At 71.9% G+C, this 16252-nt stretch carries 13 protein-coding genes; 3 read left to right on the plus strand and 10 right to left on the minus strand.

Translation table 11 applies throughout. The annotated features are described in order from the left end of the window. Nucleotides 1–866, minus strand: an 866-nt coding sequence (locus M4J07_RS14405) for a PadR family transcriptional regulator (protein WP_255971748.1), incomplete at its 3' end; no start/stop codon positions are given. Nucleotide 867: 1 nt separating this feature from the next. Next, the gene (locus M4J07_RS14410; protein WP_255971750.1) at nt 868–1788 is read right to left on the minus strand and encodes a DUF4097 family beta strand repeat-containing protein; all 921 of its coding nucleotides are present in this window, start codon (nt 1786–1788) and stop codon (nt 868–870) included. 200 nt (nt 1789–1988) lie between these two features. Here M4J07_RS14410 and M4J07_RS14415 point away from each other — a divergent pair, with 200 nt between their 5' ends. Then, nucleotides 1989–2813, plus strand: a complete 825-nt coding sequence (locus M4J07_RS14415; RefSeq protein WP_255971752.1) for a hypothetical protein — start codon at nt 1989–1991, stop codon at nt 2811–2813. Between the two features lie 42 nt (nt 2814–2855). Here the strand turns inward: M4J07_RS14415 and M4J07_RS14420 are convergent, their stop codons facing one another. The 5 genes from M4J07_RS14420 to M4J07_RS14440 form a co-directional block, all read right to left on the minus strand. Continuing rightward, a complete protein-coding gene (locus tag M4J07_RS14420; protein ID WP_019058231.1) occupies nt 2856–3038 on the minus strand; it encodes a DUF6104 family protein in 183 nt (60 codons plus the stop codon). Between the two features lie 68 nt (nt 3039–3106). After that, on the minus strand, nt 3107–6904 hold the full coding sequence (locus M4J07_RS14425; protein WP_255971754.1) for a multifunctional oxoglutarate decarboxylase/oxoglutarate dehydrogenase thiamine pyrophosphate-binding subunit/dihydrolipoyllysine-residue succinyltransferase subunit: 3798 nt from the start codon (nt 6902–6904) through the stop codon (nt 3107–3109). Between the two features lie 240 nt (nt 6905–7144). Then, nucleotides 7145–8293 (minus strand): sensor histidine kinase, encoded by a 1149-nt coding sequence (locus tag M4J07_RS14430; protein WP_255971756.1) that lies wholly within the window; start codon nt 8291–8293, stop codon nt 7145–7147. Beyond that, a complete protein-coding gene (locus M4J07_RS14435) occupies nt 8290–9027 on the minus strand; it encodes a response regulator transcription factor (RefSeq protein ID WP_255971758.1) in 738 nt (245 codons plus the stop codon). The genes M4J07_RS14430 and M4J07_RS14435 overlap by 4 nt, the downstream gene beginning before the upstream one ends. 94 nt (nt 9028–9121) lie before the next feature. Beyond that, on the minus strand, nt 9122–9814 hold the full coding sequence (locus M4J07_RS14440; RefSeq protein WP_255971760.1) for a spermidine synthase: 693 nt from the start codon (nt 9812–9814) through the stop codon (nt 9122–9124). Nucleotides 9815–10012: 198 nt separating this feature from the next. On the opposite strand from M4J07_RS14440, the gene M4J07_RS14445 reads away from it, so the two are divergent. Further along, on the plus strand, nt 10013–10813 hold the full coding sequence (locus M4J07_RS14445; RefSeq protein WP_374215037.1) for a rhomboid-like protein: 801 nt from the start codon (nt 10013–10015) through the stop codon (nt 10811–10813). On the opposite strand, the gene M4J07_RS14450 is transcribed toward M4J07_RS14445, so the two are convergent. Next, the gene (locus tag M4J07_RS14450; RefSeq protein WP_255971764.1) at nt 10767–11831 is read right to left on the minus strand and encodes a DUF3626 domain-containing protein; all 1065 of its coding nucleotides are present in this window, start codon (nt 11829–11831) and stop codon (nt 10767–10769) included. The two genes, M4J07_RS14445 and M4J07_RS14450, sit on opposite strands and share 47 nt — an antisense overlap. A gap of 61 nt (nt 11832–11892) precedes the next feature. Further along, complete coding sequence (locus M4J07_RS14455; protein WP_255971766.1) at nt 11893–12552, minus strand: GNAT family N-acetyltransferase; 660 nt, start codon at nt 12550–12552, stop codon at nt 11893–11895. Nucleotides 12553–12719: 167 nt separating this feature from the next. On the opposite strand from M4J07_RS14455, the gene lon reads away from it, so the two are divergent. Continuing rightward, entirely contained in the window at nt 12720–15140 is a 2421-nt protein-coding gene (gene lon / locus M4J07_RS14460; protein ID WP_255971768.1) for an endopeptidase La, read from the plus strand. Nucleotides 15141–15219: 79 nt separating this feature from the next. Here the strand turns inward: lon and M4J07_RS14465 are convergent, their stop codons facing one another. Continuing rightward, entirely contained in the window at nt 15220–16230 is a 1011-nt protein-coding gene (locus M4J07_RS14465; RefSeq protein WP_255971770.1) for a LuxR C-terminal-related transcriptional regulator, read from the minus strand. Between the last annotated feature and the right edge of the window lie 22 nt (nt 16231–16252).

Below are 16252 nucleotides of genomic sequence, written 5' to 3' on the forward strand. Positions count from 1 at the left end.
GCCGGTGCCGGGGCGCCCTTGGCCTGCTCACCCGTGCGCTCCCCGGCGTCGCCCGGCTTGCGGTCGGCCCCCTTGGCGGAGCCCCCGGTGAAGTCCTTGCCGAAGGACTTGCCGAACTCGCCGAACTCCCTGGCCAGCTCGGACAGGCCCTCGCGCACCCCGGTCGGCCAGTCGCCGCGCGTGAAGTGGTCCTGGACCTGGTCCTGGACGCGCTTGGCCATGCGCTGGAACTCCTCCTGCGCCTGCGCCTGCACCCGGTCCTGGGTCTCCTTGGCCTGGCGGCGCGCCCGCTGGGCCTCCTCGCGGGCCCGGCGGCTCTCGTCCTTCGCCCGCCGCGCCTGCTCCTTCCACTCCTGCTTGGCCCGGCGCAGCTCCTCCTTCGCGGCCCGCCAGGACTCCTTGTCCGTGAGGTCCCCCAGGTCGCCGAAGCCACCCGCACCGGCGCCCGCACCGGCACCGGATCCGGCGCTGCCGCCGCTGCGGGTCTGCGACGCCGCGGCCCGCACCTCGCGGCGCAGGTCGCCCGCCGCGCCCCGGACGTCGTCCCGGATCTCGGCGGCCAGCTCGGCCACGGACTCGCGGATCTCCAGCTCCAGATCGGCCAGCTCGCCGCTCCGGTCGGCCAGTTCGGCCCGGCCCGCGTCGGTGATCGCGTAGACCTTCCGGCCGCCCTCGGTCGTGTGCGTGACGAGTCCCTCGGTCTCCAGCTTGGCCAGGCGCGGGTACACCGTGCCCGCCGACGGCGCGTACAGCCCCTGGAAGCGCTCCTCCAGGAGCCGGATCACCTCGTAGCCGTGGCGCGGGGCCTCGTCGAGCAGCTTGAGCAGGTAGAGGCGCAGACGGCCGTGGGCGAAGACGGGGGCCATGTCAGAGCACCTTCTTGTCGGTGGGCGCGGACGGGGTGGCGCCGGAGGAGGCCGCATCGGAGGAAGGGACGGCGTCGGAGGGGACGGCGTCGGGGGTGATGTCGGTCGGCTCGTCCTCGCCGGGTGGCCTGCGCAGCAGGGCGATCGAGCCCGAGACCGTGGTCGCCTTCAGGCTGCCGGTGCCCGCACCGAGCCGGCCGGTGATCTTGTGGGCGCCCCACTGGCCGGAGACCCGCAGTCCGTCGAAGGCGTTCGACACCGCGCCGCTCGCCGTGTTCGCCTCGACCTCCGTGTCCGCCGGGTGCGGGATGCGGATGGCGATCTCGCCGGAGACGCTCGTCAGGCTCACGTCCGTGGGGCCCGCCGGGTCCAGGTCCACGATCATCGAGCCGCTCACCGTGTCGGCCTTCACGAAGGAACCCGAGCCCTCCACCACCGTGAGGTCCCCGGACACCGAGTTGAACCGGAGGTCGCCGGTCACCGCCTGCGCCTCGACGCTGCCCGAGACCGTGCTGGTGCGCACCGGCCCGGTGACGCCGACCAGGGTCGTGTCGCCGGTGACGCCCTTCACCTCCGTGTGCCCCTCCATGCCGGAGACGACGGCGCCCGCGCCGACCACGCCGACCTCGACCCGGGTGCCCGCGGGCACCGCGAGCGAGACGACCGCGCTGCGGTGCCAGCCCTTACGGTCGAGCCACTTGAGGAAGCCCTTCCAGGGCAGGTCGTCGTACGCCACCGAGAGCGTGCCCTCCTGCTGGGTGACCAGGAGCGGCGGCCCTTCGATGGCGGAGACCTCCAGGCGGGCGGAACCTTCGTCCGTGCCCACCACGTTCACCGTTCCGTTCACGATGCGTACGCGCAGGGTCGTCAACGGCTCGTCGAAGGCGAGCTTCTGCGGCTCCGCGACGGACCACTCGGGCATGGTGGGACCTCCTCGGCAGCGAACGCGCCATATCGCGTCCTCTGTCAAACACGATATATCGCGGATACGGGAAGTCAAGACTGCCGTGGACGACTTCCGTCTTTCGTGAGCACCCCGCGTCGCCGTCGCGTCACCACCCGCGCCACCATCAAGGCGGACATTTGTGGTCCAAGATGGGTGAATTGCCCTAGCGTGGGGCCATGCTGTCTCCCGAACCCGCCGGCGCGCTGCTCCTCTGCCGCGCCGAACCCGCCGTCGTCGGCCCCGCTGCCCAGCTGCTGCGCGAGCGCATGCTGCTCGCCCGGGCCGGACGTGAGTGGAGCGTGCTCGTACCGGAGACGAAGCCCTGGCTGGCCGCCTCCGACGCCGGCGGCGAACCCGTCGACCGGGTGCTCGGCGGCTGGGCCGGAGCCCTCGCGGTGGGTGCCCCGTGGCCGGTGCTCGCCCTGTGGTGGGACGCCGACCGCAGCGGCTTCATGCTCGCCTCCGGCTTCCGCCGCCCCGTGGGCTACGTATGGCTGGCGAACGGCACCCCGGTCGGCGAGGACGAGGCCCTGCGCACCTTCGCCGCCCGCCTCGGCCTCGACCCGGTGCTCGACATGCAGTCGCTGGAAGCCCTCGCCGTACCGGACAGCGAGGCCGACGCCCGGGCCCGGATGCTCGGCCTGCTCGCGGTCCTCACCCGCACCGGCCTCACGCTCCCCACCGGCCTCACCCCGGGCGAACCGGCCGACCGGCTGCGCGAGGTCGCCCGCATCCAGCCCGACGTGGAACGGATCGAGTGGTCGGGCTGGCGGGACGCCGTCCACGCCGAACTCGACGTCGTCGAGAGCAGCAGCATCGGCCCGTGGCTGCGCGGCCCCAAGGCCCGCTGCCTGGCCGCCCTGCAGCTCGCGGCGGGCCTCCCGCTCACCGTGCACGGCCTGCGGCGGCGCAGCGGCGGCTGGCTCACCGCGGGGGCCGTCCTGCTCGCCCACGGCGCGCTCGGACTCGCGTACGACCGGATGCGCGCGGCCCGCGACTGACACTCCGCCCGGGGGACCTGCTCGCGCCCCCGCTCGGGCGACCTACTCGTCGTCCTCGTCGTCGTCGAGCCGCGCCAGCCACGTGGCGAGCCGCTCCACCGGCACCTCGAAGTCGGGGTTCAGGTCGACGAAGGTCCGCAGCTGCTCGGCGAGCCACTCGAAGGTGACCTCCTCCTCGCCACGCCGCTTCTCCAGCTCTTCGATGCCGCGGTCCGTGAAGTACATGGCACCAGGATATGCGGCAGGGCCGCACCCCCTCGCGGGAGTACGGCCCTGCTGACGCGCCGGGGCGGTTACGCCTCGAACACCTCACGCACCAGCTGCTCCTGCTCCGCCTGGTGCCGCTTGGCGGAGCCGACCGCCGGGGACGAGCCGTGCGGCCGCGAGATGCGGCGCAGGCGCTCGCCGTGCGGGACGTCGGCGCCGACGGCCAGGTCCAGGTGGTCGATCAGGTTGAGCGCGATGAACGGCCAGGCACCCTGGTTCGCCGGCTCCTCCTGCGCCCAGATGTACTTCTCGGCGTTCGGGAACTTGGCGATCTCCGCCTGGAGCTCCGCACCCGGCAGCGGGTACAGACGCTCGACGCGGATGATCGCGGTGTCGGTGATCCCGCTCTTCTTCCGCTCGGCCTCGAGGTCGTAGTAGAGCTTGCCCGCCACGAACACGACCTTCTTGACCGCGTTCGGGTCGACCGACTCGTCGCCGATGACCGGACGGAAGCCGCCCGTCGTGAACTCCTCCGCCTTCGACGCGGCGGCCTTGAGGCGCAGCATCGACTTCGGCGTGAAGACCACCAGCGGCTTGTGGTGCGGGTTGTGCACCTGCCACCGCAGGAGGTGGAAGTAGTTCGACGGGAGGGTCGGCATCGCGACCGTCATGTTGTTCTGCGCGCAGAGCTGCAGGAAGCGCTCGACACGGGCCGAGGAGTGGTCCGGGCCCTGGCCCTCGTAGCCGTGCGGGAGGAGGAGCGTGACGCCGGACGTCTGGCCCCACTTCTGCTCGGCGGCCGAGATGTACTCGTCGACGACCGTCTGCGCGCCGTTGACGAAGTCACCGAACTGGGCTTCCCACATGACCAGCGACTCGGGGCGGGCCAGCGAGTAGCCGTACTCGAAGCCCATCACCGCGTACTCGGAGAGCAGCGAGTCGTAGACGTTGTAGCGGGCCTGCTCCGGCGACAGGTAGAGCAGCGGGGTGTAGTCCTCGCCGGTCTCCCGGTCGATCAGCACCGCGTGGCGCTGTCCGAACGTGCCGCGGCGCGAGTCCTGGCCGGACAGCCGGACCGGGGTGCCCTCCAGGAGGAGGGAGCCGATGGCGAGGGTCTCGCCCATGCCCCAGTCGATCGTCCCGTCCTCGATCATCGACGCACGGCGCTGCAGCTGCGGCAGCAGACGCGGGTGCACGGTGATGTTGTCCGGGATGTTCACCTGGGACTCGGCGATGCGCTTGACGACCTCCTGGGAGATCGCCGTCTGCACGGCCACGGGGAACTCGGCCTGCGGGTCGGGGACCTGCGCCTCGGCCGGGGCCGCGACGGCCTCGCGGACCTCGGTGAAGACCTTCTCCAGCTGGCCCTGGAAGTCCTGCAGCGCCTGCTCGGCCTCTTCGAGGGTGATGTCGCCGCGACCGATGAGGGACTCGGTGTAGAGCTTGCGCACCGAGCGCTTCTTGTCGATCAGGTCGTACATCAGCGGCTGCGTGAACGCCGGGTTGTCCGACTCGTTGTGACCGCGGCGGCGGTAGCAGATGAGGTCGATGACCACATCCTTGTTGAACGCCTGGCGGAACTCGAAGGCGAGCCGGGCCACGCGGACGACGGCCTCGGGGTCGTCGCCGTTCACGTGGAAGATCGGCGCCTCGATCATGCGGGCCACGTCGGTGGCGTACATGGAGGAGCGCGACGACTCCGGGGCGGCGGTGAAGCCGACCTGGTTGTTGATGACGATGTGGACCGTGCCGCCCGTGCGGTAGCCGCGCAGCTGCGACATGTTGAGCGTCTCGGCCACGACGCCCTGGCCCGCGAAGGCCGCGTCACCGTGCAGGGCGACCGGCAGGACCGTGAAGTCCGTGCCGCCCTTGTTGATGATGTCCTGCTTGGCGCGGGTGATGCCCTCGATGACCGGGTCGACCGTCTCCAGGTGGGACGGGTTGGCTGCCAGCGAGACCTTGATCTGCTCGCCGTCCAGACCGGTGAAGGTGCCCTCGGCGCCCAGGTGGTACTTCACGTCGCCGGAGCCGTGCATCGACTTCGGGTCGAGGTTGCCCTCGAACTCGCGGAAGATCTGCGCGTACGACTTGCCGACGATGTTCGCCAGGACGTTCAGGCGGCCGCGGTGGGCCATGCCGATGACGACCTCGTCGAGGCGGGCCTCGGCGGCGGAGTCGATGACCGCGTCGAGCAGCGGGATGACGGACTCGCCGCCCTCCAGGGAGAACCGCTTCTGGCCGACGTACTTCGTCTGCAGGAAGGTCTCGAACGCCTCGGCCGCGTTCAGCCGGCGCAGGATGCGCAGCTGCTCCTCGCGCTCCGGCTTGGTGTGCGCGCGCTCGATGCGGTCCTGGATCCACTTGCGCTGCTTAGGGTCCTGGATGTGCATGAACTCGACGCCGGTGGTGCGGCAGTACGAGTCGCGCAGCACGCCGAGGATGTCGCGCAGCTTCATCATCGACTTGCCGGCGAAGCCGCCGACCGCGAACTCGCGCTCCAGGTCCCAGAGCGTGAGGCCGTGCTCGGTGATGTCCAGGTCGGGGTGCTTGCGCTGCTGGTACTCCAGCGGGTCGGTGTCGGCCATGACGTGGCCGCGGACCCGGTAGGAGTGGATCAGCTCGAAGACCCGCGCGGCCTTGGTGACGTCGTCGTCGTGCGAGGCGTCGATGTCCTTGAGCCAGCGGACCGGCTCGTAGGGGATGCGCAGGGACTTGAAGATCTCGTCGTAGAAGTCCTGCTCGCCGAGGAGCAGGTTCGCCACGATGCGCAGGAACTCGCCGGAGGCGGCGCCCTGGATGACCCGGTGGTCGTAGGTCGACGTGAGCGTCATGACCTTCGAGATGCCGAGCTTGTTCAGCGTGTCCTGGGACGTGCCCTGGAACTCCGCCGGGTAGTCCATGGAGCCGACGCCCATGATGACCGACTGGCCGGGCATCAGGCGGGGCACGGAGTGGACGGTGCCGAGGCCGCCGGGGTTGGTCAGGGAGACCGTGACACCGGTGAAGTCGTCCATGCCGAGCTTGCCGTCGCGGGCGCGGCGGACGATGTCCTCGTAGGCCTGCCAGAACTCGAAGAAGTTCAGCGTCTCGGCCTTCTTGATGCCCGCGACGACCAGCTGGCGGTCGCCGTTCGGCTTCACGAGGTCGATGGCGAGGCCGAAGTTGATGTGCTCCGGCTTGACCAGCGTCGGCTTGCCGTCCTTCTGGGCGAAGGAGTAGTTCATCGACGGCATGGCCTTGATGGCCTGCACCATCGCGTACCCGATGAGGTGCGTGAAGGAGATCTTCCCGCCGCGGGCGCGCTTCAGGTGGTTGTTGATGACGATGCGGTTGTCGAACAGCAGCTTCACCGGGACGGCGCGCACGGACGTGGCCGTGGGGACCTCGATGGAGGCGTTCATGTTCTTCGCGACGGCGGCGGCGGGACCGCGCAGCGTCACGAACTCGGGGCCGGCAGGGGCCTCGGTCGTCACTTGTTCAGCCTTCTTCGGTGCAGGGGTGGCGGCGGGAGCGGCGGCAGCCTTCGGCGCGGGCTTCGCGGGGGCCGGGGCGGCGGCAGCCTGTGCGGGAGCTGCGGCTGCGGGCTTCGCGGCGGCCGGGGCCGGGGCCTGCGCGGCGGGTGCGGGCTGGGCCGGGGCGGCCGGCTGCGGGGCCGGCTTCACGGGCTCAGTCGGCGCAGCCCCCGCGGCTGCGGCACCGGGCTTGTAGTCGGCGAAGAAGTCCCACCAGGCTCGGTCAACCGAATTCGGGTCCTGGAGGTACTGCTGATAGATCTCGTCGACGAGCCACTCATTGGGACCGAAGGCGGCAGCAGGGTTTTTGCCCTGCCCGGCTTGGTCGGTCTCGGTGGAGATGCTCGAGTTACTGGGGGACTGTGGCGACACGGCGTGAACCGCCCTCTTCCGCTTCTCACAAGGTGATGGACAGCGGGAATAAAGGCTACGCCTCCATCGGCGGGGAGTGCAGACCGGGCCGGTGATCCGTCGCGTAAGTCACACTGGAAGCCGTGTTTCGGGCCGGGAAATGGCGGGAAACAACCGAGGTTTCGGTACGACCGGATGCACGCCCGGCGCGTTCGGGTACGCCTCGGCGCGGCTTGACCTCCGCCTGACCGAAACCCTACGTCAACTTTGCGGTCGTGGCTCTCCCGGAAGAGTGACCTTGATGCGGCAGCCGCGCGTCGATTCGGCCACTCCGATGCGGCCGCCGTGCAGGTCCACGGCCCAGCGTGCGATGGCGAGACCGAGGCCGGTGCCCCCGTCGCCCTTGCCCTTGGCCGTGTTCCCGGAGTCCCCGCGGTTGAAGCGCTCGAAGACCCGGTGCCATTCGGACTGCGGGATGCCGGGCCCCTCGTCGAGCACTTCCAGGTCGAGCGACTCCGGAAGGGGACCGCGCCGGGCACGCACGGTGACGCGGCCGTGCGGCGGGGAGTGCTTCACCGCGTTGTCGATGAGATTCGCCACTACCTGGTGGATGCGCTCCGGGTCGGCGTGCGCGGTCAGCTCCGGCGGCGAGACGTCGAGGTGGAGATGGACGTCCGTGCGCGTGTGGGTACCCGATCCCGAGGCGATGCCCGCGCGCTGCGAGACGGCCATGTTGGCCTCCTTCAGCACGCCCGACAGGTACGGCCAGACCTCGAAACGGCGGGCCTTGAGCGGCACGACACCGTTGTCCAGGCGGGAGAGGTCGAGCAGGGTCTCCACGAGCCGGCCCAGCCGCTCCGTCTGCTTGAGCGCCGTGCGCATCGTCTCGGGGTCGGCGGACATGACGCCGTCCACCACGTTCTCCAGCACCGCCCGCAGGCCCGCGATCGGGGTGCGCAGCTCGTGCGAGACATTCGCCACGAGTTCCTTGCGCTGCTGGTCCTGCGCGGCCAGCTCGTCGGCCATGCGGTTGATCGTGACGGCCAGGTCGCCCAGCTCGTCACGGCGGTCGGCGCCGCGCACCCGCCGCGTGTAGTCGCCGTTGGAGATCGACCGGGCCACCGTGTTCATCTCGTCCAGCGGCGCGGTCAGCGAATGCGCCACGAACTGGGTGATCAACAGCGTCGCGATGATCGAGAACACCGTGATGAAGCGCAGCTCCGTCGCCGTGTACATCGCCACCATGAGCAGGCCCGTGGTGATGAAGACCGAGACGACGACGAGCGTGCCGAGCTTCGCCTTGATCGAGAAGGGGCGCAGCCCGCCCGACGCCCAGTGCGGGTTGAGGGGCGGCCGCTGGGGTCGCCCGTACAAGGCCCTCTCGTGCGGGGCCCGGTCCCCGGCGCTCATGGGGTCGGCGTCTCCAGCGCGTAGCCCACACCGTGCACGGTGCGGATGCGCTCCGCGCCGATCTTCCGGCGCAGCGCCTTGATGTGGCTGTCGACCGTCCGCGTGCCCGACGCGTCGGCCCAGTCCCACACCTCGGCGAGCAGCTGCTCGCGGGAGAGGACCGCGCGCGGCGTGTTCGCCAGGCACACGAGGAGGTCGAACTCGGTGGGAGTGAGGTGCACGTCCTCGCTCCTGACCCGGACGCGGCGCTGCGCGTGGTCGATCTCCAGCTCGCCGAGCCGGAGGATGCCACTGCGCGGCGTCGAGGCGGCCAGGGCCGCGCGCTCCACCCGCCGCAGCAGCACGTGCACCCGTGCCGCCAGTTCCCGCATGGAGAACGGCTTGGTCATGTAGTCGTCGGCACCCACGCCGAGGCCCACCAGCATGTCCGTCTCGTCGTCGCGCGCCGTGAGCATCAGCACCGGAACCGGTCGCTGAGCCTGCACGCGGCGGCATACCTCGAGTCCGTCGAACCCCGGCAGCATGATGTCGAGGATCAGCAGGTCGGGCTGCCATGCCTCGGCCGTGTCGACCGCCGCCGGACCGTCCTGTGCGGTTTGCACGAGGAATCCCTCGGCCCGCAGCCGGGCGGCGATGGCTTCCACGATCGTGGGATCGTCCTCGACGACCAGGACCCGTCGCTGGGCACCCGGGGTCGCCGTGTTGCCGTTGTGGGAGGTGTGTGTCTGCTCCATCGCCCCGCCCCTGAATGCGCGCCCTCGTGACGCGCTTGACGCTTGAATGATCTGGGTTTCGGACGTCAGCGTACGGGGAGTTACCGCCGGTCGGCTACGCGGCCCGTACTGCGACGTGCACCACGTCCGGTACGCCCCGGACAACCGGGATCTCTTCGGTGCGGACCGCCTGGAATCCGGCATTCCACAAGGTTCCTTCGAAATGTTCGGAGGGCTGTGCCGACCAGACCGCCAGCACACCGCCGGGGCTGAGGCGGGATTTGCAGGTGGCGAGACCGGAAAACGAGTAAAGGCTGTCGTTGTCCTCGGTGACCGTCCAGTCCGGTCCGTTGTCGATGTCGAGGCAGAGCGCGTCGTAGGTCTGCGCGGATGTGTGGAGGTGGTGGAGGAGGTCGGCCTCGACGATCTCGGTGCGCGGGTCGGCGACGGCCTCGGCGGACAGGTCGCGGAGCGGTCCTTCGACGTGCCAGTCGATGATGGCCCGCTCGCGCTCGACGACCGTGATGCGGCCCCAGTACGGGTCCGCCGCCGCGTGAGCCAGGGAGAATCCGACGCCCAGGCCGCCGATGAGTACGTGCGGTGCGGCGCGTCCCGGGCCCAGTTCGTCCCGGGCGGTGTCGACGAGCAGCCGCTCCGACCGTCCGTCGGACGTGTCCATCAGGAACGTGCCGTTGGCGATGATCTGCAGCAGCGCGCCGTGCCGCCGCAGCACCACCTCGCCGTGGGGGCCGGTGCGGCGGTCCAGGACTCGGGGCTGGTCGTGGTCGGCGTACGGGGCGGTGGTCATGCGGGCCATCCTTGCGGACCGTGGTCGGCCAGGTGGCGACTTCGGCCCCGTCTAGGGTTGTCCCACGGTTGCGGAGGCTGCCGGGCGCTGTGAGGTTGCTGTGGATCGGGTCGCGTGTGGCGTCGGTCATGGACAGCGCCGCGGGGCGGGGCGAACCGTGGGTCGGATCGGTACGGAAGGGGTGCGCGCGTGTCGTACGTGGAACAAGGCGTGACGGCCGGCGTCGAGCGGACGAGCGGCGCCGGGGTCCTGCTCGACGCGGTCCCGGCGCAGCCGCGGCCACCCGTCCTGGAGGGCCCGCCGCCCGCCCGGCGACGCCGTCCGCGGCCCTGGCGGCTGCTGCCCACACCGACCGGGACGCCCTTCACCTTCGCCTACGCCTGTGTGCTCGTCGGCACCTCGCTGTTCATGGAGTTCGCCGACCCCGACACGGTCTCCACCGCCCTGCGGGCCTCCAGCACCGACGTCACCCATCTGGCCCAGAACCCGGCGCTCGTCCTCGTCGCCAGCGCGCTGTGGATCGCGGGCGGGCTCACGTCACCGTTCGTGATCGCCTTCGTGGTCGTCCTGACCGCGCTGGAGCGCCGGATAGGCGGGCTGCGCACCGCCGGGGTCTTCGTCCTCGGCCATGTCCTCGCGACCCTCGCGACCGAGGTGCCGGTCGGCCTGTCCGTGATGGTCGGCCATCTCCCGGACAGTTCGCTGCACCGCCTCGACTACGGCATCAGCTTCGGCGTCGCCGCCAGCATCGGCGCCCTCGCGGGGCTGCTCACGCCGTGGCTGCGCTGGGGGGTGCTGCTCGGGTTCGGGGCGATGCTGGTCCAGGACCTGATCGCGTTCGCCGACCCGATGACCAGCTGGGGGCATCTGACGGCCCTCGCGATCGGCGTCGCGACGTGGCCGCTCGTGCGGCGGTGGCGGACCCGCGCGGACCGGACGCCCGGCCGGCCGGTCACCGAGCCGACCCGAACCGCACGAGGCAGTGCCACAACTGCTTGACGTACTGCAGGACGTCGTCCTGACCGCCGTACGCCGCCCAGCTCCCGGGCGACCGGACCACGGACGCGGCGGCCCGGCCGACGACGGCCGCGTCGATCCCGCCGCCGTCCCCGAACTCCGCGCGCACCCGGGCCGCGACCGCGGGCAGCGCCGGGCCGCGGAAGGCGGCGAGGTCCTCGTCCGGCACGTCGGGGCCGAGCACGAACCCGCCGTGCCACTCGACCGGGACCCCCAGCCCGGCGAGCAGGTCACCGGTGCGCGTCCCGCGGAACGCCGGGTCGAGGACGAGGGCCTCGGCGTCCCGGCGCAGGTCCACGTCGGCGTGCACCTGCGCCTCGACGTAGAAGTCGAGCGAGCGCCCGGGGCCGCGCGCCGGTGACCGGGGCAGGGCGCGGATCACCGCGACCGGGTCGGCGCCCGGGACGCCCAGCGACTGGCCGCTGCGCGCCGCGTCCTCGACGAGCGCGGCGAGGACCGGGTGCAGGGCGTCGGCGGTGCCGGTGTCGGCCGGGCCCAGGTGACTGTCGCCGAAGCAGAACGTGGCCCGTGCGGCCGCCGCCGCGCGCAGCCGCACGTGGCACGAGCCGAACCGGGGCGCGGCGCCGTCCGCGTGCCGCATCACGTCGAGCGCGCCGTACTTGGGCCGTTCCGTCGCGGCGGCCGTCGCGTAGGCCCCCGCGAACAGCTGCTCCTCCCAGCCGTCCCGCAGTCCGCCGGGGTGCGCGGTGCGGCTGCCGTTCGACAGGCCCGTCTCGTACTGGCCGCGGTAGCGGCCGTCCGCGGCGAGCCGGTCGGCGACGGTGGTCCGGTGGTCGCCGAGGAGCCGGTCCGGGTGGAAGTTCAGGGTGATGCGGGCGTGGGCGCGCAGCGCCGCGATCAGGGCCTCGGCCAGGTCGGGACCGACGCCGTGGGCCGCCAGGCGGGCCAGGGCGTCGGCGCGGCCCGCGCGCGCGACCGCGCGCAGGTGCCGGAGCGCGGCTTCCTGGGCGCGGGTCGGGACGATCGCCGGTGCGGCCATCACGGCAGTATCGGGCGGCGCGGGACCGCCCGGCAAAGGAATTCGGGGCCCGGCCGGCCGGTCAGTCGCTCGCCCCTGCGTACGTCGCGTTCGTCAGCGGCGCCACCACGCGCCAGCCGAGCGACTCGTACAGCAGGTGGCCTTCGGGCGTGCAGGCAAGGACGGCGCGGGTCGCGCCCTGGGCGGCGGCGGCCGCGTGGAGGGTGCGCATCACCGTCGTGCCGAGGCCCTTGCGGCGGTGCAGGGCGGACGTCTCGATCTGGTCGACGACCGCGCTCGCGCCGGTCGGGGCGACCTGGCCGCGCGCCGCGAACGCGCCGTCGGCGTCGGTCAGCATGACCCGGACGACGCCGCCCCGCGACCACGTGTGCAGGCGGTATCCGGCAGGGGCGTCGGGGGCCGGCCGCGGTGTCAGCTCCGTCGTCATCAGCCAGTCGCCCGACCCGTACGGCTCCCACTCCGGGCCCAGCCACGGCAGCACCCGCGCCGGGTCCGCGAAGACCTTCAGGTGGAAGCCGCGGCCGCGGGTCGACTCGGCGGCCTTGCGCACGTCGTCCTCGTGCACGTCGTCGTTCGTGGCGCCCAGGACGTGCCGGCTCACGTGCTGCTCCTGGCCCACGTGGATCGTGTAGCCCCAGGGCTCGACGAGCGGCGGCGCGGCTCCCCGCGAAAGGACCCAGCCGTCGACCCAGTTCCGTACGTGCTCGTCACCGCTCACCATGGCCGCCCCCAGTAGGAGTAATAGTCTCTCTCGGTAAGTGAACCTTACTGGGCGGCTTTTTCCCGGCGACAGGGGTGATCGCTCAGAGCGAACGGCCGCCTGGGAACATCCGGCAGCTCCCGTGCATTGAGTCGACATAGCTCAACTTGACTGCCGAAGGGGAGATCATGGCTGCTGAGTCCAAGGCGTACAACGCCGCACTCACCCTGCCCGTGCTGCCGCTCGACGACGAGGTCGTGCTGCCCGGAATGGTGGTGCCCCTGGACCTGAACGACACCGACGTACGCGCCGCGGTGGAGGCCGCACAGGCCGCCGCCCGTACCGGACCCAGCAAGCCGAAGGTGCTGCTTGTTCCACGGATCGACGGCACGTACGCGAACACGGGGGTGCTCGGCACCGTCGAGCAGGTGGGACGCCTCGCCGACGGCGACCCGGGCGCGCTGATCCGCGGCGTCGGCCGCGTCCGCATCGGCGCCGGGACCACCGGCCCGGGCGCCGCCCTGTGGGTGGAGGGCCTGACGATCGAGGAGACCGTGCCGGACCCGGTGCCCGGCGCCGTGACCGAGCTGGTCAAGGAGTACAAGGCGCTCGCCACGAACTGGCTGAAGAAGCGCGGCGCCTGGCAGGTCGTGGACCGCGTCCAGGCCATCGACGACGTCTCCGCGCTCGCCGACAACTCCGGCTACTCGCCGTTCCTCACGACCGCCCAGAAGGTCGAGCTCCTGGAGACCGCCGACCCGGTCGCCCGCCTTAAGCTCGCCACCGCCCAGCTGCGCGAGCACCTCGCCGAGCAGGACGTCGCCGAGACCATCGCCAAGGACGTCCAGGAAGGCGTCGACAAGCAGCAGCGCGAGTTTCTCCTTCGCCGTCAGCTCGACGCCGTCCGCAAGGAGCTGCGCGAGCTCAACGGCGAGCAGGACGGCGAGGAGTCCGACGACTACCGCTCCCGCGTCGAGGCCGCCGACCTGCCGGAGAACGTCCGGGAGGCCGCCCTCAAGGAGGTCGACAAGCTGGAGCGGTCCAGCGACCAGTCGCCGGAGGGCTCCTGGATCAGGACCTGGCTCGACACCGTCCTCGAACTCCCGTGGAACGAGCGGACCGAGGACCGGTACGACATCCAGGGCGCCCAGGCCGTCCTCGACGCCGAGCACGCGGGCCTGCAGGACGTGAAGGAGCGCATCACCGAGTACCTGGCCGTGCGCAAGCGGCGTGCGGACCGCGGTCTCGGGGTGGTCGGCGGACGGCGCGGTGGTGCCGTGCTCGCGCTCGTCGGCCCGCCCGGCGTCGGCAAGACGTCGCTCGGCGAGTCCGTCGCGCACGCCATGGGCCGCAAGTTCGTCCGCGTCGCCCTCGGCGGCGTCCGCGACGAGGCGGAGATCCGCGGCCACCGGCGTACGTACGTAGGTGCGCTGCCCGGCCGCATCGTCCGCGCCATCAAGGAGGCCGGGTCGATGAACCCGGTCGTGCTGCTCGACGAGATCGACAAGGTCGGTTCCGACTTCCGCGGCGACCCGGCCGCGGCCCTCCTCGAAGTGCTCGACCCGGCACAGAACCACACCTTCCGCGACCACTACCTGGAGGTCGAACTCGACCTGTCCGACGTCGTGTTCCTCGCGACGGCGAACGTGCTCGAAGCGATCCCGGAGGCCCTGCTCGACCGTATGGAGCTGGTCCGGCTCGACGGCTACACCGAGGACGAGAAGGTCGTCATCGCCCGCGACCACCTGGTGCCGCGGCAGCTGGAGCGCGCGGGTCTGGGCGAGGACGAGGTCGTCATCGGCGAGGACGCGCTGCGCAAGCTGGCCGGCGAGTACACGCGGGAGGCCGGGGTCCGCAACCTGGAGCGGGCCGTCACCCGGGTGCTCCGCAAGGTGGCCGCACAGCACGAACTCGGCGACCGGGACCTGCCGTTCACGGTCGGCGAGGGTGACCTGCGGGCGCTGATCGGACGGCCGCACCACGTGCCCGAGTCGGCGCAGGACCCGGCCGAGCGGCGCACGGCGGTGCCGGGCGTGGCGACCGGACTCGCGGTGACCGGCGCCGGTGGTGACGTGCTCTTCGTGGAGGCGTCGCTGGCCGACCCGGAGACCGGCGCGGCCGGACTGACCCTCACCGGTCAGCTGGGCGACGTCATGAAGGAGTCCGCGCAGATCGCGCTCTCCTTCCTGCGCTCGCACGGCGCCGAACTGGAGCTGCCCGTCGCCGACCTGAAGGAGCGCGGCGTGCACATCCACTTCCCGGCCGGCGCGGTCCCGAAGGACGGGCCGAGCGCGGGCGTCACCATGACGACCGCCCTCGCGTCGCTGCTGAGCGGACGCCTCGTCCGTACCGACGTGGCGATGACCGGTGAGGTCTCGCTGACCGGGCGGGTGCTGCCGATCGGCGGAGTGAAGCAGAAGCTGCTCGCCGCGCACCGGGCCGGGATCACCACGGTGATCATCCCGAAGCGGAACGAGGCCGACCTGGACGACGTCCCGGCCGAGGTCCTGGAGAAGCTGGACGTGCACCCGGTGACGGACGTGCGCCAGGTGCTCGAACTGGCCCTCGCGCCCGCCTCGTCGGACCTGGAGGTTCCGGTCGCGGCGTGACGGACGCGGCCGGACGACGAAGGCCCGGGCCCCGCAGGGGGTCCGGGCCTTCCGGCCGTCGGGGGCCCGACGGGCGCGCTCAGGCCGTGAGCCAGCCCCGCAGCGTCGCCTGCACCCCGGCCTGGAAGCGGGTCTGCGCGTTCAGCTCCTGCATCAGGCGGGTGATCCGGCGGCGCACCGTGTGCACGTGGATGTCCAGGCGCCGCGCGATCGCCTCGTCCTTCAGACCGGAGGAGAGCATCGTCAGCAACTCCCGGTCCACGTCCGTGATCCGCTCCCGCTCGGCGGACCCGATCGGCACCGCCCGCTCCCACAGCGCGTCGAACAGCGGCACCAGCGCGTTGCCCAGCAGCGCGTCGCTCACCACGAGCGCCGAGGCCGTCGGGTCCGCCGCGTCGGTCGGCGGCAGCAGGGTGATGCGCCGATCGACCGTGAACATCTTGGTGGGCAGGTCCGTGCCCAGCCGGATCTGCACCCCCTGCTCGGCCAGCTCGTTCAGACCGCGGGCCCGGCCGTGGAAGCTGAGGCCCTCCCGGTCGACGATGGCCCGCACCCGCGCCCCGCGCCGCACCGGCGCCCCCATGTCCAGCGGCGTCGGCATGCCGTCGGGCTGGCTGGAGGCGTAGGGCGGCCGGTCGATCAGGGCCACCTCCTCGCGCGCCGACATCAGCAGCGCCGCCACCCGCTCGGCGATCGCCGGGCCGCCCCGCACGGTCTCGATGCCGATCTCCCGGGGATCCTGCGCCGTGCTCAGGAGCTGCGCCGACATCCGGTCCACCGACCCGGTCAGCTCCTCCAACTCCGCTGACCGGTGCAGGAGTTGCGCCTGGTGCAGGTGGAGCATGTTGCGCAGGGCCGTCGCCGGGGCGACCGGCTGGGGCAGCGCCGAGCCGCCGGCGGGCCGGGTGAAGTCGTGCGCGGCGAGCTGGTCGAGGGCGGCCGTGACCCGGCGGACCGGGAGGCCGAGGGAGCGGGCGAGCGCGGCACGGGACGGCTGTCCCGGCCGGTTGAGCAGCGCTTCGTAGACCTGGAGCCCGTCGGCGCCGAGCCCGAGGGCCTCCCACTGCGCGTCCACGTCGGCCTGTCTCACGGCGCGATTCTCACCCGGTCCG

It is taken from the genome of Streptomyces longispororuber (assembly GCF_024448165.1).
Taxonomy (GTDB): Bacteria; Actinomycetota; Actinomycetes; order Streptomycetales; family Streptomycetaceae; genus Streptomyces; species Streptomyces longispororuber_A.